General features: G+C 61.5%; 21 protein-coding genes. 11 read left to right on the forward strand and 10 right to left on the reverse strand.

Features of this window, described 5'->3' with window-relative positions; all coding sequences use genetic code 11:
• The first annotated feature begins 118 nt into the window (after positions 1-118).
• A complete protein-coding gene (locus ACQ4V8_RS11245; RefSeq protein WP_436571476.1) occupies positions 119-1,828 on the forward strand; it encodes a cation:proton antiporter domain-containing protein in 1,710 nt (569 codons plus the stop codon).
• Positions 1,829-1,930: 102 nt separating this feature from the next.
• Here ACQ4V8_RS11245 and ACQ4V8_RS11250 read toward each other — a convergent pair whose 3' ends face one another.
• Positions 1,931-3,976, reverse strand: a complete 2,046-nt coding sequence (locus ACQ4V8_RS11250; RefSeq protein WP_010393601.1) for an NADPH-dependent 2,4-dienoyl-CoA reductase — start codon at positions 3,974-3,976, stop codon at positions 1,931-1,933.
• Between the two features lie 186 nt (positions 3,977-4,162).
• Between ACQ4V8_RS11250 and ACQ4V8_RS11255 the strand changes: the two genes are divergently transcribed.
• Positions 4,163-4,720 carry an SRPBCC family protein gene (locus tag ACQ4V8_RS11255; RefSeq protein WP_070346022.1) on the forward strand — a complete coding sequence of 186 codons (558 nt, stop codon included), beginning with the start codon at positions 4,163-4,165 and terminating at the stop codon, positions 4,718-4,720.
• On the opposite strand, the gene ACQ4V8_RS11260 is transcribed toward ACQ4V8_RS11255, so the two are convergent.
• The 4 genes from ACQ4V8_RS11260 to ACQ4V8_RS11275 all read right to left on the reverse strand — a co-directional run bounded on the left by ACQ4V8_RS11260 (position 4,708) and on the right by ACQ4V8_RS11275 (position 7,284).
• Positions 4,708-5,163: a hypothetical protein gene (locus ACQ4V8_RS11260; protein ID WP_010393605.1), complete on the reverse strand. Its 456-nt coding sequence runs from the start codon at positions 5,161-5,163 to the stop codon at positions 4,708-4,710. The genes ACQ4V8_RS11255 and ACQ4V8_RS11260 overlap by 13 nt on opposite strands.
• A gap of 42 nt (positions 5,164-5,205) precedes the next feature.
• Positions 5,206-5,646, reverse strand: coding sequence for a DUF2721 domain-containing protein (locus tag ACQ4V8_RS11265; protein ID WP_010393607.1), 441 nt, complete (start codon positions 5,644-5,646; stop codon positions 5,206-5,208).
• 112 nt (positions 5,647-5,758) lie between these two features.
• Positions 5,759-6,724, reverse strand: coding sequence for a prolyl aminopeptidase (gene pip / locus ACQ4V8_RS11270; protein WP_436571477.1), 966 nt, complete (start codon positions 6,722-6,724; stop codon positions 5,759-5,761).
• A gap of 77 nt (positions 6,725-6,801) precedes the next feature.
• A complete protein-coding gene (locus tag ACQ4V8_RS11275) occupies positions 6,802-7,284 on the reverse strand; it encodes an Lrp/AsnC family transcriptional regulator (protein ID WP_010393611.1) in 483 nt (160 codons plus the stop codon).
• A gap of 153 nt (positions 7,285-7,437) precedes the next feature.
• Between ACQ4V8_RS11275 and ACQ4V8_RS11280 the strand changes: the two genes are divergently transcribed.
• A complete protein-coding gene (locus ACQ4V8_RS11280) occupies positions 7,438-8,058 on the forward strand; it encodes a LysE family translocator (RefSeq protein WP_029496071.1) in 621 nt (206 codons plus the stop codon).
• Between the two features lie 178 nt (positions 8,059-8,236).
• Here the strand turns inward: ACQ4V8_RS11280 and phbB are convergent, their stop codons facing one another.
• The 4 genes from phbB to ACQ4V8_RS11300 form a co-directional block, all read right to left on the reverse strand.
• Positions 8,237-8,977, reverse strand: coding sequence for an acetoacetyl-CoA reductase (phbB, locus tag ACQ4V8_RS11285; protein ID WP_010393616.1), 741 nt, complete (start codon positions 8,975-8,977; stop codon positions 8,237-8,239).
• Between the two features lie 142 nt (positions 8,978-9,119).
• On the reverse strand, positions 9,120-10,298 hold the full coding sequence (locus ACQ4V8_RS11290) for an acetyl-CoA C-acetyltransferase (protein ID WP_010393618.1): 1,179 nt from the start codon (positions 10,296-10,298) through the stop codon (positions 9,120-9,122).
• Positions 10,299-10,476: 178 nt separating this feature from the next.
• Positions 10,477-10,977, reverse strand: coding sequence for a phasin family protein (locus ACQ4V8_RS11295; protein WP_010393620.1), 501 nt, complete (start codon positions 10,975-10,977; stop codon positions 10,477-10,479).
• Between the two features lie 120 nt (positions 10,978-11,097).
• Positions 11,098-12,006, reverse strand: coding sequence for a LysR family transcriptional regulator (locus tag ACQ4V8_RS11300; RefSeq protein WP_010393622.1), 909 nt, complete (start codon positions 12,004-12,006; stop codon positions 11,098-11,100).
• Between the two features lie 118 nt (positions 12,007-12,124).
• Between ACQ4V8_RS11300 and metE the strand changes: the two genes are divergently transcribed.
• The 4 genes from metE (at position 12,125) to minE (ending at position 16,513) form a co-directional block, all read left to right on the forward strand.
• On the forward strand, positions 12,125-14,428 hold the full coding sequence (gene metE / locus ACQ4V8_RS11305) for a 5-methyltetrahydropteroyltriglutamate--homocysteine S-methyltransferase (RefSeq protein ID WP_436571478.1): 2,304 nt from the start codon (positions 12,125-12,127) through the stop codon (positions 14,426-14,428).
• A gap of 229 nt (positions 14,429-14,657) precedes the next feature.
• Positions 14,658-15,407, forward strand: coding sequence for a septum site-determining protein MinC (gene minC, locus ACQ4V8_RS11310; protein ID WP_196856193.1), 750 nt, complete (start codon positions 14,658-14,660; stop codon positions 15,405-15,407).
• Positions 15,408-15,444: 37 nt separating this feature from the next.
• Entirely contained in the window at positions 15,445-16,260 is an 816-nt protein-coding gene (minD, locus tag ACQ4V8_RS11315; RefSeq protein ID WP_010393629.1) for a septum site-determining protein MinD, read from the forward strand.
• A gap of 1 nt (position 16,261) precedes the next feature.
• Positions 16,262-16,513: a cell division topological specificity factor MinE gene (gene minE / locus ACQ4V8_RS11320; protein WP_010393631.1), complete on the forward strand. Its 252-nt coding sequence runs from the start codon at positions 16,262-16,264 to the stop codon at positions 16,511-16,513.
• Positions 16,514-16,563: 50 nt separating this feature from the next.
• Here the strand turns inward: minE and ACQ4V8_RS11325 are convergent, their stop codons facing one another.
• A complete protein-coding gene (locus tag ACQ4V8_RS11325; RefSeq protein WP_010393632.1) occupies positions 16,564-17,067 on the reverse strand; it encodes a hypothetical protein in 504 nt (167 codons plus the stop codon).
• A 167-nt stretch (positions 17,068-17,234) separates the two neighbouring features.
• On the opposite strand from ACQ4V8_RS11325, the gene ACQ4V8_RS11330 reads away from it, so the two are divergent.
• The 4 genes from ACQ4V8_RS11330 to ACQ4V8_RS11345 all read left to right on the forward strand — a co-directional run bounded on the left by ACQ4V8_RS11330 (position 17,235) and on the right by ACQ4V8_RS11345 (position 21,076).
• Positions 17,235-17,924: a response regulator transcription factor gene (locus ACQ4V8_RS11330; RefSeq protein ID WP_070346018.1), complete on the forward strand. Its 690-nt coding sequence runs from the start codon at positions 17,235-17,237 to the stop codon at positions 17,922-17,924.
• A 91-nt stretch (positions 17,925-18,015) separates the two neighbouring features.
• Positions 18,016-19,290, forward strand: a complete 1,275-nt coding sequence (gene hemA / locus ACQ4V8_RS11335) for a glutamyl-tRNA reductase (RefSeq protein WP_010393637.1) — start codon at positions 18,016-18,018, stop codon at positions 19,288-19,290.
• Between the two features lie 95 nt (positions 19,291-19,385).
• Positions 19,386-20,462 carry a peptide chain release factor 1 gene (gene prfA / locus ACQ4V8_RS11340; RefSeq protein WP_010393639.1) on the forward strand — a complete coding sequence of 359 codons (1,077 nt, stop codon included), beginning with the start codon at positions 19,386-19,388 and terminating at the stop codon, positions 20,460-20,462.
• Positions 20,463-20,605: 143 nt separating this feature from the next.
• Positions 20,606-21,076, forward strand: a complete 471-nt coding sequence (locus ACQ4V8_RS11345; RefSeq protein ID WP_010393642.1) for a disulfide bond formation protein B — start codon at positions 20,606-20,608, stop codon at positions 21,074-21,076.
• Positions 21,077-21,086 lie beyond the last annotated feature (10 nt).

Here is a 21,086-nt window from a genome sequence, read left to right on the forward strand (position 1 = left end):
TGCGATTTTTGCGCAAAAAAACGGCCGGGAAATTCCCGTGCAGCTTTGTTGCGTTTATACTCAATCGCTCAACACCCTCTTTTTCCAGCCACATATTCGCATAAGGAACCCACCACGCATGCCGCATGACATCAGTCTGATCACCACCATCGCCGCCGCCCTCGGGTTCGGCCTCATCTTCGGCTTTATCTCCGCGCGCCTGAAACTGCCGGCCCTGGTCGGCTATCTGGCCGCCGGCATCATCATCGGACCGGCCACGCCCGGTTTTGTGGCCGATGCGGAACTTGCCGGGCAATTGGCGGAAATCGGGGTGATGCTGATGATGTTCGGTGTCGGCCTGCACTTTTCCATCAAAGATTTGTGGGACGTACGCAAGATCGCGCTGCCCGGCGCCATCTTGCAGATCGGCGTCGCCACGGCGATGGGCATGGGCCTGGCCCACTGGTGGGGCTGGACACTCGGTGGCGGCTTGATCTTTGGCCTGGCACTTTCCGTGGCCAGTACCGTGGTGCTGCTGCGTGCGCTGGAAGAGCGCGGCATCCTCGACTCGCTCAATGGCCGCATCGCCGTCGGCTGGCTGGTGGTGGAAGACCTGGTCACTGTATTGGTGCTGGTACTGCTGCCGGCGTTCGCCGGTGTGCTCGGTGGCAAGGTCGCGCCGGATGCCGAGGCCGTCAGCCTGTGGCACACCCTGGCCGTGACCTTGGGGCAAGTGACCGGCTTCGTCGTCTTCATGCTGGTGGTGGGTCGCAAGCTATTCCCATGGATTTTGTGGCAAGTGGCGCGCACCGGTTCGCGTGAACTGTTCACCCTGTGCGTGATCGCCGCTGCCGTCGGCATCGCCTACGCTTCCACCAAGCTGTTCGGCGTGTCGTTTGCGCTGGGCGCCTTCTTCGCCGGCATGGTGCTGCGCGAATCCGAACTCAGTCATCGCGCAGCAGAGGAATCGTTGCCCCTGCGCGACGCCTTCGCCGTGCTGTTCTTCGTTTCCGTCGGCATGCTGTTCGAGCCGACTATTCTTATCGACAAGCCGCTGCAAGTGCTGGCCGTGTGCGCCGTGATTATCTTCGGCAAGTCGATCGCCGCCTTCCTGCTGGTGATCGCCCTGCGCTATCCGCCAAAAACAGCCATCATCGTCTCGGCCAGCCTGGCGCAGATCGGTGAATTTTCCTTCATCCTGGCCGCCTTGGGCCTGTCGCTGGGTCTGATGCCGCAGGAAGGGCAAAGCCTGATACTGGCCGGTGCCATCCTGTCCATCGGCCTCAATCCACTTGTGTTCAGCATGGCCAAGCCCTTGCTGCGCGTGCTCGGCAACAGCGATTTTGCGCGCAAGTTTGAACGCACCGCCGACCCGCTGGCCGAGCTGCCGATAACGGTGCCGCAGGAAAAGCTGTCAGGCCAAGTCGTGCTGGTCGGTTATGGGCGCGTGGGCCGACGCATCGCCGCCGCCCTGATGGAACGGGGCATTCATTTTGTCGTGGCCGAGGAAAACCGCGACATCGTCGACCAGCTGCGCAAGCAGGGCATTCCGGCCGTGGCCGGCAATGCGGCGGAACCGGCCGTACTGATCCAGGCGCACATCACGCACGCCACCATGCTCGTCATCGCCACGCACGATACCTTCCACGTGCGCGCCATGATAGCGACGGCGCGCGCACTCAACCCCGGCATCATGACGCTGGTGCGCACCCACAGCGAAGAAGAGGCGCAATTGCTACGCGCAGAAAACGCGGGCAAAGTTTTTATTGGCGAGCACGAGCTGGCCAATAGCATGGCCGAGCACGTGCTGCAGAGCTTTGAGGCGGTGAAGAAGGGGCATGGCCATTAAGGTTCTTTGATGCCGAACCTCTTGCCGGGGTCGGTCCCTGCGGGATCGGGATGTGCCCCACTGGGGCGCATCCCCCCGCCGGGTCTGACCTCAGCCCTCAATTTACAAACTCGCGGCCAGTTGCGCGCCTTCCCGGATGGCCCGCTTGGCGTCGAGTTCCGACGCCAGCGCGGCGCCGCCGATTTTGTGGAAACGCGGGCCGCCCGCCTGTACTGGCTTGCCATTCTGGTCGACCGGTGGCATGAGTTCCGTCAGGCTGTCCTGGCCGGCGCAGATGACCACGTTGTCGACTGCCAGCAAACGCTGCTCGCCGCCCACGGTGATGTGCAAACCCTGCCCGTCGATCCTGTCGTAGCTGACGCCGGCCAGCATGGCCACGCCATTCCTCGCCAAGGCCGCGCGGTGTACCCATCCCGAAGTCTTGCCCAGTCCCGCACCCACTTTCGACGTCTTGCGCTGCAACAGGAAAATCTGCCGCACGGGTACAGACGCTGCGGGTGGCACCAGACCGCCGCCGCTCGCCGCGTCCAGGTCGACGCCCCACTCGCCCGCCCATGCCGCCACGGTTTGCGGCAGCGTATGCGCCGGGTCGTGCAACAGGTACTCGCTCACGTCAAAGCCGATGCCGCCGGCGCCGATGATGGCGACGCGCGCGCCGACCGGCTTCTTCGCTTGCAGCACATCCAGATACGACAGCACTTTCGGGTGATCGATGCCGGGAATGGCCGGCAGGCGCACCTTGATGCCCGTGGCGACGATAACGTCGTCGTAGCCGCCGGCCAGTAATTGCTCGCGCGTCACGCGCTGGCCCAGGCACAGCTTGATACTCGACAAGGCGATGCGGCGGGAAAAATAACGGATGGTTTCCGTAAATTCTTCCTTGCCAGGTATCTGCATGGCCACCTTGAACTGGCCACCCACGCTGTCGCTGCTATCGAACAGGGTTACCTCATGCCCGCATTCGGCGGCCACGGTGGCGGCAGACAGGCCGGCCGGCCCGGCGCCGACGACGGCCACCCGGCGCGGCACAGCCTTTTTCGCGTACACCAGTTCCGTTTCATGACAGGCGCGCGGGTTGACCAGGCAACTGGCGCGCTTGTTGGCAAAGGTGTGGTCCAGGCACGCCTGGTTGCAGCCGATGCAAGTGTTGATCTCGTCCGCGCGTCCGGCGGCGGCCTTGGCGACAAAGTCAGGGTCGGCCAGGAAGGGGCGCGCCATCGACACCAGGTCGCAGTCACCGCGTTCCAGGATGGCGTTGGCCTCGTGCGGCATGTTGATGCGGTTCGACGCCACCACGGGAATGCTCACTTCGCGGCGCAAACGGCCCGCCACGGAGGCAAACGCGGCGCGCGGCACGGAGGTGACGATGGTGGGCACGCGCGCCTCATGCCAGCCGAAGCCTGTATTGAGGATGCTCACGCCAGCGTGCTCCAGCGCCTTGGCCACCGTCACCACGTCGTCCCAGGTATTGCCGCCCTCGACCAGGTCGAGCAGCGAGTGGCGGTACATGATGATGAAGTTGGGGCCGACGGCGGCGCGGATGCGGCGCACGATCTCCACCGGCAGGCGCATACGGTTCTCGATCGTGCCGCCCCAGCGGTCCTGGCGCAGATTCGTGCGCGCACAGAGGAACTGGTTCAGCAGATAGCCCTCGCTGCCCATCACTTCGATGCCGTCGTAACCGGCCTTTTGCGCCAGGCGCGCGCAGCGCACATAGTCGCAGATGGTGCGCTCGATGCCCCGTTCGCTCAAGGGACGCGGGCGGAACGGGGAAATTGGCGATTTTTTCGCCGACGCCGAGACGACAAACGGCTGATAGCCATAGCGACCCGCATGCAGGATCTGCATGACGATCTTGCCGCCCTCCTCGTGCACGGCGCGCGTTACCTTGCGGTGATTCGGCACGTCGCCGAGGAAATTCAAGGTGCCGCCGAACGGCAGCAGCCAGCCCTGGCGGTTTGGCGAGATGCCACCTGTGACAATCAGGCCCACGCCGCCGCGTGCCCGCTCGCGGTAAAACGCGGCCAGCTTGCCATAATGATAGAAGCGGTCTTCCAGGCCCGTATGCATGGACCCCATGATGACGCGGTTGCGCAAGGTGGTGAAGCCCAGGTCGAGCGGGGCCAGCAAATGGGGATAGGCAGTCATGGTCGGTCCGATAGGTGATGGTATGCAAGCCGTACGGTAACAAGCATTGCTGGCCACCGCAGTGTATTTCTCTAGACCGGGAGTTCTAAATCGCCAGTCGCGCTCGCCGGCGATGCGTACCGCTTGTGCCGGGCGCCAGTTTCCCGTAGCCTAGGTAGTATGACGCGACTCTTACTCTGCCTACTGATGTTATGCGCCGTCCCCGCCAGCGCGCTGGCACAGACGGTACGCCAGGAGAAGCTGAAGGTCGAGGTCAAGCGCATCGAGATCGACGGGCAGCGCATGTATGAAGTCGATGCCAGCGGCAGCGTGCAGGCGCCGCCGGCCTCCGTCTGGAAGACGCTGACCACCTATGAACGCATGCATGAATTCGTGCCCGACCTCAGCTCTTGCCGCGTGCTGTCGCGCAACGGCAATGAAGTCATCATCGAGCAGCAGGGCATGGCGCGCTTCCTATTCATGAACTACGCCATCCACCTGGTGGTGCGGGCCACGGAAACGCCATCCACCAGCATCGACATCGCCCTCATTTCCGGCGACATGCGCCATTACGAAGCACGCTGGAATGTGTATCCCGTCACCGAGACGGGCGGCACGCGCATCGTCTTTTCCAGCCGGCTGATGCCGGGTTTCTATGTGCCCGACATGCTGGGCACGAGCATGATACGCGGCGATATCGAACGCATGATGGCGGCCGTGCTGGCCCGCATCGACAGCCATCAGGGCGGAAATCAGGCTAAGTAGGTATCGCGGTCGCGGATTTCCGCAAAGTTTTCCAGGCTGCCCAGTTTTACCGTGACGGGGTTCAGGCTGGCCTGCGGCTGCATCGAGCGCCAGGCGAACAGCCATTCCTGCTCGGGCGCTTCGGCGCGCGTCTTGGTAAAGGCGGCGCCCAGGGCCGCCCGCTGGCCATACTCGACGACGCCGTCAATGCCGGCCCAACTGGGTAAGGTGCGCTGCACGGCGCGGTGCAGACGTTCGCCGAATTCTTCCGTATTGTGGATGATCAAACAGGCATCGGCCGGGGCGAATAGGTCGAACAGTTGCTTATCCCACACTTGCGAAAAGCTGAGGGTCAAGCAATTGCCCGCTGGCACCAGACGGAACTGGCCCAGGCTCAGCGCCAGTTCAAGTTCGCTGCGCTGGCCGTAGCGGTGCAGGGTGGGGGGACGTTTGTAATCGTGCATGCTGGACTCGTTCTTCAATGGTAGGGTAAACCGGCGCGCCGCTTAACGTGGCGGGCGGATATGGCGCCGGATGCGCTGGGCCGTCGCGGCCAGGTAAATTTCGCGCAGTAAGTAAATAAAACAGCCGATCAGGCAAATCACGGCCAGCACAAAGAACACGGCGATGTATTTGTCCAGGGTCAGGTTCAAAATGTCACCCAAAAACAGCATGGCGATGATGACGCAGACAAAGAAACCGCAGGCCGTGCTGAGCGAAATCGAGTAATTGATCAAATGGGTACGCCGATACAAGGTATCGAGCTCATCCATATAGAAATCGTTGTAGCCAATGTCGAGCCGGTCTTCCAGCACGCGCGTGCGGTCGATGATGCGGCCCAGGCGGTTGGTCAGCACCACCAGCATGGTGCCGATACCGGTCAGCAGGAAAACCGGCGCAATCGCCAGCTGGATGATATGGCCGATGTCGCCGATCTGTATATTCATGGATAAAAAGTCGTGGGTTCACTCCGGCGCCCGACCCTGGCGCCAGCACAGGCCATAGTGTAGCAGGTGGCGCACGCCGGCTGGCCGCTTTGCCAACCAGCAAGGTTTGACGTCATGCGAAGCCACGCCCGGGCACGAAGCGCTGGGTGGCGCGCACCAGCGCCGAAGCGATGCCATGCTCGAGCGCGCCATGGCCCGCGTCCGGGATCATTTCCAGCTGCGCGCCGGGCCAGGCTTGCTGCAGGCGGTAAGCCGACAGGGGCGGGCAGATGGCATCGTAGCGTCCCTGCACGATGACGGCCGGCAAATGCGCGATGCGCGCCATATTGCGTATCAGCTGGTCTTCCTCGAAGAAACCGAGATTGGCCATGTAATGCGATTCGAGCCGGCCCACGCCCAGGTCCAGCGCATCGTTGGGCGCCTCTTCCGGCTGCGGCATCAGATACACGCGACGGCCCTCGAAACGGCTCCAGGCGCGCGCGGCCGGCCAGTACACGGCAGGATCGCTGCTGAGAATGCGTTTCACGTAGGCCGCCAGCAGATCGCCCCGTTCTTCGATTGGGATGGGGGCGGCAAAGGCGTCGTACAGTTCCGGATAGAACCAGCGCACGCCTTCGATGAACCAGTCGATTTCCGCCTGCGTACAGAGGAAAATGCCACGCAGCACGAAACCGAGACAGGCTTCGGGGTGCGCCTGGCCATACGCCAGCGCCAGGGTCGAGCCCCAGGAACCGCCAAACACCAGCCATTGATCGATGCCGAACTGGGCGCGCAAGCGTTCGATATCCTCGATCAGCAACTGCGTCGTATTGTTGCGCCATTCGCCCAGCGGCGTGGACTTGCCCGCGCCGCGCTGGTCGAACAGGATCACGCGATAGCGCTGCGGATCGAAAAAGCGGCGGTGCTGCGGCGACAGGCCCGCGCCGGGGCCACCATGCAGAAACAGCACGGGAATGCCGTCGGGATTGCCACACTCTTCCCAGTAAATGCTGTGGATGTCATCGACCGCCAGCATGCCGTGCCGGCGTGGCGTCAGGGCGGGAAACAGCGGCGACAGGGGCGACAGGGAGTCAGGCATGGCGGTCCTCGTAGACAGTCTGGAGGCCAGGCAGCGGCTGCCTGGCAAAGACCCAATTATAGTGCGCCGCCGGCGCCTCAGGCCAGCGGCAAGGGCAAGCGGTTTGACGACTTGATTTCGCGCATCGACAGGCTGGACTGGATTTCCGCCACGCCAGGCAGGCGGCGCAGTACGGTCGATACGAACTCGCCATACGCTTCCAGATCGCGCGCCACCACTTGCAGGAAATAATCGGCTTCGCCTGCCACATTGTGGCACGACAAGATCTCGGGTATCGTCGCAATCGCTTGCTCGAACTGCGACGGCTGCTCGCCGCCATGGTTGGCAAACACGACGCGTACAAACGCCACCAGGCCGATGCCCAGTTTCTTGCGGTTGAGCAAAGCCTGGTAGCCGGTAATAAAGCCTTCCTCTTCCAGGCGACGCAAGCGGCGCCAGACGGGAGTTTCACTGAGCTTCAAACGCTCGGCCAGGCGCGCATTCGACAGCCGTCCTTCATCCTGCAACAGCCTGAGTATCTGCAAATCGGTGGCATCGAGGCTAACTTCTGAAATTTTCATCTATTTTTTGTTTTTATAGGAGTGGAATCTACCCAAATACTAGGGCATGGAGGGCAGGAAAAGCAAGCACATTTCATCACAGCAAGAACATAATGGTGCCCGGCGAGCAAGCTGCACGGTGCGCGTGCTCCCACTTTCCTTTTCGACTGAGCCATGTCCGATTCTACCTTCCTGATGTACCTGCTGGCACTGGCTGGCGCCTTTTTATTGCCGGGCCCGGACATGGCACTGGTGCTGGCGACGGGCGCTGCGCGCGGCGTGACGACGGCGCTGGTGACGGCAGTGGGCATCGCCGGCGCCCGCGCGGTGCATGTGGCGCTGTCAGGCGCCGGCCTGGCGGCGCTGATGGTGACGCATCCGCAAGCCTTGCAATGGGTCAAATGGGCGGGTGCCGCGTATCTGTTATACCTGGCGCTGCGCCTGCTGCAGTCGGCCCTGTCGAAGAAAACGGCGCAGGAAGATGCCGCTCCCGCCACGGCGCACAGCGCCCGCGCCAGCCTGGTGCGTGGTTTCCTGACAAATCTGCTCAATCCGAAGGCACTGCTGTTTTGCAGCATGTTCCTGCCGCAATTCGTCACCGGCAGCGACAGTGTCGGCATGCAGTACCTGCGCCTGGGTGCCGTCCTGGTGCTGTTGGGCCTGCTGTTCGACGCCGTGTACGCCGTGCTGGCGGCACGCCTGGCACGCCGTCTGCGCGGCAAACCTTCGCCTTACGGCAAGTTCGTGCTGCCCTCCGTCTTCGTGCTGCTGGCCGGACGGCTGGTGCTGGGCTAAGCTTCCAGCCGCAGCGATGGCGCCATGGCCCACCTCGCATGCCAGCGGCACCAGGCATGCGACACACCGAATTGCCCCCGCAAGGCCTCGCCCGGATCCTGCTACCCGGCCCGCCTGTTTTGCTTGCACCATAAAAAAAGACAGCCGCAGCTGTCTCTTTGTTGTACCTGGGTAGCGATTACGACATGTGCTGGCCGCCGTTGATCGAGATATTCGCGCCCGTGACGAACGCTGCCTCGTCGGAGGCAAGGTAGGCTACCAGGCCGGCCACTTCTTCCGGCTTGCCCAGGCGCGCCATCGGAATTTGCGGGATGATTTTGCTGTCGAGCACTTCCTGTGGAATCGCCATGACCATCTTGGTGCCGATGTAGCCTGGCGAAATGGTGTTGACGGTAACGTTCTTGCGCGCCACTTCCAGCGCCAGCGACTTGGTGAAACCGTGCATGCCCGCTTTCGCAGCCGAATAGTTGGTCTGGCCGAAGGCGCCCTTCTGGCCATTGACGGACGAGATATTGATGATGCGGCCCCAGCCGCGTTCCACCATGCCGTCACAGACGGGCTTGGTCATATTGAAGACGGAATCAAGGTTGGTGCCCATCACGGCGTCCCAGTTCGGCTTGTCCATCTTCTTGAACGTCATGTCGCGCGTGATGCCGGCGTTATTCACCAGCACGTCGACAGGACCGATTTCCGCTTGCACCGCCGCCACGCAGGCAGCGGCCGAATCGTAGTCGGCGACGTCGCACGGATACGCCTTGAAGTCATAGCCCATGTCCTTGGTCGTCGCCAGCCACTCCGCGACCTTCTGATTGCCTGGAGAATAGGTCGTGACCACGCGATAGCCGAGCGCCGCCAGCTTGAAACAAACCGCTTCGCCCAAACCGCCCATGCCACCAGTTACCAATGCAACTCTTGCCATTTTTATCCCCTCAGTATCGTTCTATTGCTAAAAAGTTAATAATTTAATTGCAGTTATCCAGCATCGCCGCGTGATAACGGCAAACCGCAGCGAACCCCGGCGTCACGTAGCGCACGCAACGACCTGGGTTCAGCGTCAGCGATTAATCGCGTTCGATGGCTAAAGCGACGCCCATGCCGCCGCCGATGCACAGCGCAGCCAAGCCTTTCTTGGCGTCGCGGCGTATCATTTCGTGGATCAGGGTGACCAGGATGCGCGCGCCGGAGGCGCCGATCGGGTGGCCGATGGCAATCGCGCCGCCATTCACGTTGATCTTGCTGGTATCCCAGCCCATTTCCTTGTTGACGGCAATCGCTTGCGCGGCAAACGCTTCGTTAATTTCCATCAAGTCCAGTTCTTCATGCGTCCAGCCGGCTTTTTTCAAGCACAAGCGCGAAGCGGAGACGGGGCCCATGCCCATCAGGGCCGGATCCAGGCCTGACGAAGCGTAAGCCTTGATGCGTGCCAGCGGCTTCAAGCCCAGTTCTTTCGCTTGCGTAGCGGACATCATGATGACGGCGGCGGCGCCATCGTTCAGGCCGGAAGCATTGCCGGCGGTGACGGTGCCATCCTTGGCGAACGCGGGACGCAGACCGGTCAGCGATTCCAGAGTCGAGCCGGGCTTGATGTATTCGTCGCTGTCGAAGACCACCGTGCCTTTTTTGTTGGCGATTTCCAACGGCAGGATTTCATCCTTGAACTTGCCGGCCTTTTGCGCCGCTTCCGCCTTCAGTTGCGACTGCAGCGCGAATGCATCCTGCTCGGCACGCGTGACTTCGTATTTCTTGGCGACGTTTTCCGCCGTGATGCCCATGTGATACTGGTTGTACACGTCCCACAGACCGTCGACGATCATGGTATCGATCATCTTGAAGTCGCCCATGCGGAAACCGTCGCGCGAGCCGTTCATGGCGTGCGGCGAAGCACTCATGTTCTCCTGGCCGCCGGCAATGATGATGTTGGCGTCGCCGCACTTGATCGCTTGCGCCGCCAGGTGCGTGGCCTTCAGGCCGCTGCCGCATACCTTGTTGATGGTGAAGGCCGGGATGGAACTGGGCAAGCCAGCCTTGATGACAGCCTGGCGCGCGGCGTTCTGCCCAACGCCAGCCGTCAGCACTTGGCCCAGGATCGCTTCGCCGATCAGGTTCGGGTCGATGCCGGTTTGAGCCAGCAAGCCCTTGATTACATGCGCGCCCAGTTCGGACGCAGCAATCTTGGCCAGACTACCACCGAATTTGCCGACTGCGGTACGGCCGGCGGCCACGATTACGACATCATCCATTTATTTCTCCGATAAGCAGGCCACGAAGGCCAAGGTCAAGGTCAAGGTATTAATACAATCCAATGAATCCGTGAAGACATAGCAAGCTGTCATTCATTCTAGCGTGGCATGCGCCGCAGTTCCAGCGCCGCACCGCAGGCGGCGAGACAGCCGGCCTGGCGCGGCGGATAAGCGCTCACTAGCCGCAAGGCACCTGTGTTTGACGAGCGGCACACGTGTTTTTATTTTTATCATACCCTTCATCGGCGCCGCCGAAAGTGCTTTTTAGAAAATTATTAAAGGGAATAATCAGAGGCACCGGCGTTTGCTTTACCACCTGCAGTAGCTCGCCAATTTTTTGATGCGACGCAGCAAACTCACCCTTTGTCACAGTATCGAATTTCTCTTGGGTTTCTTGGACAACATCCTTTGCCTGACGGCCATATGCGCCGATGCGTTCGATGGCCAGTTGCGACTGCGTGCGCGACAGTTGCAGCAGTGCTTGTGGGTCTTTCACGGACAACAGCTGATTGCCCGCTACCGTAGCGGCGGCCAGCGCCGCGCGGGCGGCATCGAGCTGCCAATCGAGCACGCTGGCACCGCTGTCGACTGTGGCCTCGGCATATGCTTGCACACTGATCAGCTGTGCTTCCAGCACGGCCTTGCCGGCGCGTGCCCATTGTTCGGAAAATGAAAACATGTCCTTCCTCCCCAAGAGTGGACGGCGCCATGTTGCGCCGCACAGTACTCGACTGTAAGCGGTGGTTCATTGCTAAACCTTGATATTTATCAAGCTTTCCTGTTTCCAACTCAACGTTGATCAGGACAACAACTTGATACCGTCCAGCGAGGCCGCGCACTGCTCGCGTATCACGCTGACGAAATCGCGCACATACGCCTTGTCTTGCAACGGCTTCGGCACGGACACATACAGATCGCTCCACAAGCCGTGTTCGCCCACCGGGCGCGCCACCACATAATCGTAATCGACGTAATTTTTGATGGCCCAGTTGGGCAAGGCGGCAATGCCGCGCCGGCTCGCCACCAGTTGCAGCACGGCCACCGTCAATTCGGCCGTGCGGCGCTCGAACTCGATGCCGGCGGGCTTCAGCACTTCACGGATCAGGTCGATGCGCTCTTCCGGCACCGGATAGGTGATCAGGGTCTCGCCCGTAAAGTCGGCCGCCACCAGCCGGCGCTGTGCCTGCAGCCGGTGCTTCTGCGCCATCACCACCAGCATTTCAAAGCGAAACAGGGGAAACACGGTGAAATCGGGGCCGTAAGGCGAACCGATCACGAGATCGGCCTCGCCCGAGCGCAGCAAGTCCGCCGGTTCGCTGTGAAAGCCTGACACCAGGTCGATTTCCACTTCCGGCCAGCGCTGGCGGAACGCATCCATCACCGGCATGAGCCAGTCAAAGCAGGTATGGCATTCGAGCGCCACGCGCAACTGCCCCTTGTCGCCCTGCGACAGGCGCGCCACGTCGCGCTCGGCCAGCTCGATCTCGGGCAACAATTTATCGGCCAGCTCCAGCAGGCGGCTGCCCGTGGCAGTAAAGGCGATCGGCATCGACTTGCGCTCGAACAAGGGCGCCTGGTAACGCTCTTCGAGCAAACGGATCTGGTGTGATAGCGCCGACTGGGTCAAATTGAGCAGCTGCGCGGCGCGCACCAGGCTGCCGGAGGAACGCAAGGCACTCAGGGTGCGCAGGTGGCGAATTTCTAGCATCGGGAAATAGGGGTATGCACGTGAAATATTTTCATGTTATTCGGCAAAATGTTTCGTTTTGATTATAGATCAAGTAGCCGCACACTTTAGCGCATTCACATTAAATCTCGATGACATCATGACCATTCGTACGCACATCCTTGGCTTTCCCCGTATCGGCGCCGCGCGCGAACTGACATTGGCGCTGGAAAGTCACTGGGCTGGCGAACTATCCGAGGCTGCGCTGGAAGAGACAGGCCAGCAATTACGCGCGCGCCACTGGGCGCAGCAACGCGACGCCGGGCTCGACTACGTCAGCGTGGGCGACTTCGCTTTTTACGACCAGATGGCCAACCACATCCAGTTGCTGGGCTGCGAACCGGCGCGTTTCAATTTCGCGCCAGAGCAATCGCCGCTGTCGCGCTATTTCACGATGGCGCGCGGCCACCATCATGCACAGCATACGGACAGCGCCAGCAAGCCCGCGCTGGAAATGCGCCCCTGGTTTGACAGCAATTACCATTACCTGGTGCCCGAATTGTCGCCGCAGACCCAGTTTTCGCTCGCTTGCGAGCGCCTGCTGGCGGAAGTGGCCGAGGCGCAGGCGCTCGGCCACCAAGTCAAGGCGGCCCTGATCGGCCCCCTCACCTTCCTCTGGCTGGGCCAGGAAAAGACAGCAGGCGAGTCGGGCTTCGACCGCCTGGACTTGCTGGAACAATTGCTGCCCGTCTACGGCGCCCTGCTCGACCGCCTCAAGCAGCAAGGCGTGACGTGGGTGCAGGTGGATGAACCGATCCTGGGCCTGGACTTGCCCAACGCCTGGCGTAGCGCCTTCGAGAGCGCCTACTGGCAGTTGAACCAGGTGGGTGTCAACATCTTGCTGGCCACGTATTTCTCGCCGCTGGAAGAAAACCTCAGCTTGAGCTGCCGCCTGCCCGTGGCCGGCTTGCACGTGGACGGCATCTGCGCGGCGCATGAATTGATCAGCGTGACGGACTGGCTGCCCGCGCATAAAGTCTTGTCGATCGGCATCGTCGACGGGCGCAACATCTGGCGCACCGACCTCGACGCGGCCCTCGCCGTGCTGCAGCCGCTGGCCGCGAAACGCCAGGGCCACCTGTGGCTGGCGCCGTCGTGCTCCTTGCTGCACACACCGTTCAGCCTGGAAGCGGAAATGGCGCTCGACGGAGAAATCCGCAGCTGGCTGGCATTTGCGACGGAAAAGCTGGTGGAACTATCCCGGCTCAAGGGGGCACTGGCAGGCCAGTCCGACGCCGCCGCGCTAGCCGCGCTGGCAATGTCTCGTCTGGCCATCACAGGGCGGCGCGCCAGCCCACGCGTACACCGCTCCCCGGTCACGCAGCGCCTGCAAGCGCTCACGCCCACCGTCGACCGCCGCGACTCGAGCTTCCCGCAGCGCCAGGCCGTACAGCGCGCGCGCCTGCAACTACCGGACTTTCCGACAACGAGCATCGGTGCCTTCCCGCAGACGACGGCCACCCGCGCCGCCCGCGTCAGCTATCGGCGGGGCGAACTGGCAAGCGCAGAGTATACAAAGCAGATGCACGCCGACATCGCCCACGCCGTAGAGCGCCAGGAAGCGCTGGGCCTGGACCTGCTGGTGCATGGCGAAGCGGAACGCGACGATATGCTCGACTACCTCGGCGAGCAACTCGACGGGTTCGCCTTCACGCGCCTGGGCTGGGTGCAAGCGTACGGCGCGCACTGCGTCAAGCCGCCCATCGTCTACGGCGACGTACAACGCCCGGCCGCCATGACGGTAGCCTGGACGGTGCACGCGCAAAGCCTGACGCAAAAACCCGTGAAGGCCATGCTGACGGGCCCCGTCACAATCTTGCAATGGTCGTTCGTGCGCGACGACCAGCCGCGCGCCACGACGGCGCTGCAGCTGGCGCTGGCCATCCGCGACGAGGTGCAAGACCTGGAAACGGCCGGCATTGGCATCATCGAGATCGATGAGCCGGCCATCCGCGCAGGCTTGCCGCTGCGCCGCGGCAAGTGCGACGCCTACCTGGACTGGGCCACGCGCGCCTTCCGCATCGCCGCCTGCGTGGTCAGCGACACGACGCAGATCCACACGCACATCTGCCATGCGCAGCGGCACGACATCTTGCCGCAGATCGCCGCCATGGACGCCGACGTGGTCACGCTCAAAACGTGCCGCTCGGAGATGGCGTTGCTGGCAGACTTTGGCCCATTCCAGTATCGGCACGAAATCGGCCCCGGCGTCTATCACATCGACTCGCCGCGCATGCCCTCAACCGTCGACATGCTGAAATTACGGCAAAAAGCCAGCGCCGTGATGGCACCAGCGAAGTTATCGGGCTATCCCGACTGCGCCCTGAAGGCGCGCGCTCGGGTGGCCACGGAAACGGCCTTGAAAAATACGCTGGCAGCGGCACAGCAGATGCGCGCGGCTTAATCCAGGACAACAGCGTCAGGGCGCATGTCCGGCTGCTTTCAGGGCGGCGCACCGGTTTTCCGGGGCGCCGCCCTGGTTTTTTGAGAAGAAGTCACTGTTGCCCTGCGCAACCGCACACGCCAGGCCCCTGACGGTGATTTTTTTGCAGTAGAATGCAAGAAATTTACTGCTCCCCATTGTTGCCGTACGGAACAGTTGGCCTGCCGCAGTTTCACTTTGATAAATTTTTATGCCCAAAAGCCCGTCGCAGAAGCCTATCGAAATCAAGATTTCCACCGTCGTCGCTGTCTCCGCCATTGTGCATAGTGCCGATACGCAGGCACTCGATGCCGCCTTGCGCGACATGACGGGAGGCGTGGCAGACTTTTTCGAGGACGACTTGGCCGTGCTGGACGTGGCCGCCTTGCCTCCAGGCAGCGTACCGGTCGACTGGGCCGCCCTAGTGGCCCTGCTGAAAAAATACCGTTTGAATGTCGTCGCCGTGCGCAATGCGTCGGCCGAAATGCATGCCGCTATCCTGGCGCAAGGCTTGAGCCTCGACAGCGGCAAGACGCGCGACGATGCACCGCCCAAGGATGGCCTGAAGGATAGCGCCACGGCCGCCGCCCAGGCCGGTGCCGAAGCGCAAGTGATGGTGATCGACACGCCAGTGCGAGCCGGCCAGCGCATTTATGCGCGCGGCTGCGACCTGATCATCACGGCCGTCGTCAACAATGGCGCCGAAATCATCGCCGATGGCAGTATCCACGTATATTCCTCGCTGTACGGCCGCGCGCTGGCGGGCGCCTCGGGCAACGCCCAGGCACGTATCTTCGCGCTTTCCATGGAACCGGAGCTGGTCTCGATCGCCGGCGTATACCGCACGTTCGAGGATGGTTTTCCAGTAGAAATGGCGCGCGGACCATCGCAAATTCGTTTGGCTGGAGACAGAATCGATATACACTCTGTCAATCCGGTCACTCCCGTGAACCGCTCTTAAGCTGCACAATTCAAGAGATATCTGAAAAGGATTATTTGTGGCAAGAATTATTGTTGTGACGTCCGGCAAGGGCGGTGTCGGCAAGACGACCTCTAGCGCCAGTTTTTCCACTGGCCTGGCCATGCGCGGCCACAAGACAGCCGTGCTCGACTTCGACGTGGGCCTGCGCAATCTCGACCTGATCATGGGTTGCGAGCGCCGCGTCGTGTATGACTTGATCAATGTGATCAATAAAGAAGCGACCCTGAACCAGGCCTTGATCAAGGACAAGCACTGCGACAACCTGTTCATTCTGCCTGCCTCGCAGACGCGCGACAAGGATGCCTTGTCGGAAGAGGGCGTGGAACGCGTGTTGAACGACCTGATCAACATGGGCTTCGAATTCATCATCTGCGATTCGCCGGCCGGTATCGAGCATGGCGCGCTGATGGCGCTGACGTTTGCCGACGAAGCCATCATCGTCACCAACCCGGAAGTGTCGTCGGTGCGCGATTCAGACCGCATCCTGGGCATCTTGCAAGCCAAGTCGCGCCGCGCGCAGACGGGCGGCGAGCCGGTCAAGGAACATTTGCTGATTACCCGCTATTCGCCGAAACGCGTGGAATCGGATGAAATGCTGTCTTACCAGGACGTGCAGGAAATCCTGCGCATCCCGTTGGTGGGCATCATTCCCGAATCGGAACAAGTGCTGGCCGCCTCGAACCAGGGCAATCCCGCCATTCATTTCAAAGGGACGGACGTGGCGCAAGCCTATGAAGACGTGGTCTCGCGTTTCCTCGGCGAAGAGGTCGAGTTGCGCTTTACCAACTATGAAAAGCCTGGATTACTTCAGCGCATTTTTGGGGCGAAGTGATATGGCCTTGCTTTCTTTCCTGTTTCCCCCCAAGCCTAAGACGGCCACCGCGGCCAAGGAACGCCTGCAAATTATCATCGCCCGCGAACGTAGCGGACGCGACGGTCCGGACTTCCTGCCCGCCCTGCACAAGGAATTGATCGCCGTCATTTCCAAGTACACCAAGGTCAATGCCGAAGACATCAAAATTTCCTTGGACCGCCAGGGTAACCTGGAGGTGCTCGACGTCAACGTGGTGCTGCCGGACGCATAAGAGCCTGTTCCAGTAGATGAATACATCCCCTGCTGGGATAGACTCCGGGTCTACTCCGGCCTGACCGTGAGCAATTCCTGCGCCACTGCGGCGCAGGCATTCACGTGCTGGTTGCCGATCTGGCGGAACACGGCGTAGCCGATGACGGCAGCCACCGCCTGGCCGGCGAACGGCACGAAGCGCGCCACCTGCTTGCTGGCGATCTTGACGCCACTGTGCTTGAGCAGCTGGAGTATCAGTTCGCGCGACACCAGTTTTCCCACCAGCATGCCACCCATGCCAACCGCCGCGCGGTAGGCCATCATCTTGAACTGCGGATTGAGACGCTCGATCTGCTCGGGCGTCAGGCCGAATGCATGATTGATATCGTTGATCAGCATGGAAAACAGCCCAACATCGGACATCAGGTCGATGCCGGGAATGGGAATGGCCGAAGCGCCCGCCGACAGCATGGCGCGCCGCTGCACCAGGTGCCGACAGCGCTCGCGCACTTGCTCGATTTCGGCGCGACTGGCCGGTATCAGGGTCCAATCGGTGCTGCTCTTGTCTGTCATGGCCATTTCTCCGCGGTAAGGGCTAGGTGAAGCAGTGTAACGTAACGGCCGGCCCTCCGATTTCACTGGACACAGTTGCAATCTCTGTTATATTTCACTTCAGCATTCCTTAACATTACGATAAGCAGATCGAACCGTCTGTTTGTTGCTACACATTCCAGCCCATTATGCGAATTGCCGTACTCGATAGCGACCATAGCCAGGCAGAACTGATCTGCCAGGTGCTCACCGCAGCCGGCCACGCTTGCCACGAGTTTCAGAGTGGCAAGGAAATGCTGGGGCAACTGCGCAAGGACAGTTGCGACATGCTCATCCTCGACTGGCATGTAAGCGATCTGGACGGTGCCGAAGTATTGCGCCGTGCCCGGGAAAAACTGGCGCCGAAGGCACCCGTGTTGTTTATGACCAACAGCTCGGGCGAAGACGATGTCGTGGCCGGTATGACGGCTGGGGCCGACGACTATATGATCAAGCCCTTGCGGCGCAGTGAGCTGACCTTGCGCACCCAGGCGCTGCTGCGCGTGGCCTACCCGGCGCAAAATGGCGCCGAGTACTTGCAATTTGGTCATTATACGTTTGAAACTCGCCCCGCCCGCCTGCTCAAGGATGGCGCAGTGCTGGACGTGACGCACAAGGAATTCGCCCTCGCGCTGCTGTTTTTCCGCAACCTGGGCCGTCCCCTGTCGCGCGCCTACATCCACGAAGCCGTGTGGCAGCGCGACACGGCCCTGCCCTCGCGCACCATGGATACTCACGTCTCGCGCGTGCGCAACAAGTTGCAGCTGAAACCGGAACACGGTTACCGCCTCGTGCCCGTCTACAGTTACGGCTATCGCCTGGAAAAACTGGGCGGCTGAAGCCCACCGAGCCGCAGCAAAACAGGCGGACTGCTCAAAGAGCGGGCACAAGGCGTTATAATGTGGCATAAGAATTCCCAACAGCCCTGAAATGCAACTGCTCGCCGTCGGCCTCAACCATACCACTGCTCCAGTGTCGCTCCGCGAACAGCTGGCGTTCGCGCCTGAGCAACTGGGCCAGGCGGTGATGGCGGCGCGTTCCTGGTTCCAGCGCATCGACCTGCGCGACAACGACGAAGCGGCCATCCTCTCGACATGCAACCGTACCGAGCTGTATGCGGCCAGCCGTGTGCCTAACCCGCTCGACGCGGGCGCGCATTTCCTGGCCGATTATCACAAGCTCAATTACAGTGAGCTGCGGCCCCATCTGTATATGCTGCCACAGCACGATGCGGTGCGCCACACCTTCCGTGTCGCCTCCGGGCTCGACTCGATGGTGCTGGGCGAAACCCAGATCCTGGGACAAATCAAGGATGCCATCCGCACGGCCGACGAAGCGGGTGGCCTGGGCACGTATCTGCACCAATTATTCCAGCGCAGTTTTTCCGTCGCCAAGGAAGTACGCAGCAGCACGGAAATCGGTGCCCACAGCGTTTCCATGGCGGCCGCCGCCGTGCGCCTGTCGCAGCGCATCTTCGACAAGATTGCCGAGCAGAATGTACTATTCATCGGTGCCGGCGAAATGATCGAATTATGCGCCACGCACTTTGCCGCGCAAAACCCGAAAAGCATCACCATTGCCAACCGCACCATGGAACGCGGCGAGGAACTGGCGCACCGCTTCAATGGCAAGGCCATCCGCCTGGCGGACCTGCCGGAGCAACTGCACCAGTTCGACATCGTCATCTCATGCACGGCGTCATCGTTGCCGCTACTGGGCCTGGGCCTGGTCGAGCGCGCCATCAAGGCGCGCCGCCACAAGCCCATGTTCATGGTCGACCTGGCCGTGCCGCGCGACATCGAATCGGAAGTGGGCCGCCTGAACGACGTTTTCCTGTACACGGTCGACGATCTGGGCAAGGTCGTGCAGACGGGCCTGGAAAGCCGGCAAGCGGCCGTGGCGCAAGCCGAAGCCATCATCGAGACGCGCGTGCAATCGTTCATGAGCTGGGTCGATGACCGCGCCATGGTGCCCGTCATCCAGCATTTGCATGAAAACAGCGAAGCGCTACGCCTGATGGAAGTGGAACGGGCGCGCAAGATGCTGGCCAAAGGCGCCGACATCGATGCCGTACTGGAAGCGCTGTCGAAAGGCTTGACGGCCAAGTTCCTGCACGGTCCGCAACAGGCGCTGCACCATGCGCAGGGCGACGAGCGCAAGCAACTCGTTAGCCTGCTGCCGAAACTGTTCCGCCCCCGCCGTTAGCGCAGCCCCGCTGGCCGCCCGCGCGGCCGCCCCCTGCCCGCCTGCCGGGCTTGCCGTAGCCCTACCATCCCTACACTCTTTTACCGCGAATCGCTATGAAACCATCCATGCTGGCCAAACTCGATCAACTGGCGAACCGCCTGGTCGAACTCGACGAACTGTTGATGCACCCGGACGCCACCTCGAACATGGACAGCTACCGCAAGATGACGCGCGAGCACGCCGAGCTGGGCCCGCTGGTGGCACTCTACCGTTGCTACCAGGAAGCGGGCGACGATATTACGACAGCGCAAGAGATGCTGGGCGATCCGGACATGAAGCAATTCGCGCAAGAAGAAATCGAAGCGGCGAAAGCGACCATGGCGCGCCTGGAACGCGAATTGCAAACCATGCTGCTGCCGAAGGATGTCAATGACGAACGCAATATCTTCCTGGAAATTCGCGCCGGCACGGGCGGCGACGAATCGGCCCTGTTCGCCGGCGATTTATTGCGCATGTACTCACGCTTTGCCGAGCGCAACCGCTGGCAGGTCGAACTGGTCTCGTCGTCGGACTCTGACCTGGGCGGCTATCGCGAAGTGATCGTGCGCGTGGTTGGCAATGGCGCGTATTCGAAACTGAAATTCGAGTCGGGCGGCCACCGCGTGCAGCGCGTGCCGGCCACGGAAACGCAAGGCCGCATCCACACCTCGGCCTGTACGGTGGCGGTGATGCCGGAAGCCGATGAAGTCGAAGACGTCAACATCAATCCGGCCGACTTGCGCATCGACACCTACCGCGCCTCGGGCGCGGGCGGACAGCACATCAACAAGACCGATTCGGCCGTGCGCATCACCCACTTGCCGACCGGCATCGTGGTCGAATGCCAGGATGACCGCAGCCAGCACAAGAACAAGGCGCAAGCGATGAAAGTGCTGGCCGCGCGCATCAAGGACGTGCAATTGCGCGAACAGCAGTCGAAGGAAGCGGCCACCCGCAAGAGCCTGATCGGCTCGGGCGACCGCAGCGAACGTATCCGCACTTACAACTTCCCGCAGGGTCGACTGACGGATCACCGCATCAATTTGACGTTATACAAACTTGATTTCATCATGGATGGGGATTTGACGGAATTGACGAATGCGTTGGCGGCAGAACACCAGGCGGAGCTACTTGCAGCGCTGGGCGATTAAGTAACCCAAAGCAAGGCCTGGGGTCGGACCCTAAGGGTCCGACCCCGGATTCTGCCTTTGGGTTTAAGTAGCGGCTAAGCAATAAATATCCGGCCTTGTGCGAGAATGCGTAGCCCGATTCCATCCACCTCACCGTGTCGCCCATGAAAAATTCACGTACCGTCCTCCTGTTGATCGCCGCCCTGTGTTTCCTGATGCTCGGTGTGGCCATGTATTTGCAGCATGCCATGAACATGGCGCCATGCCCGCTGTGCGTGATCCAGCGCTACCTGTTCCTCGCCATCGGCATCGCCTGCCTGGCGGGCGCGGTGGCCACGCAGCCGAAAATCGGCGCCGGCATCGGCCTGCTCGCGGCCCTGGGCGGCCTGGGCGTGGGCGCCAAGCATTTGTACGTGCTGGCCCATCCCGGCTTCTCGTGCGGCATCGACCCGGTGGAAACGGCACTCAACAAGATTTTCACGGCACAAGTCATGCCCTTCATGTTTGAAGCGTATGGCGCCTGCGAAGACGCCGGCGCGCCGTTTTTCGGCCTGTCGATCCCGCAATGGGCGTTCGTCTGGTTCGCCCTTTTTACCGTAGGCCTGCTGTGGACACTGCTGCGCCGCAAAAAATAATAGACTATTC

Source organism: Janthinobacterium paucivorans (assembly GCF_051380805.1).
Lineage (GTDB): Bacteria > Pseudomonadota > Gammaproteobacteria > Burkholderiales > Burkholderiaceae_D > Janthinobacterium > Janthinobacterium lividum_D.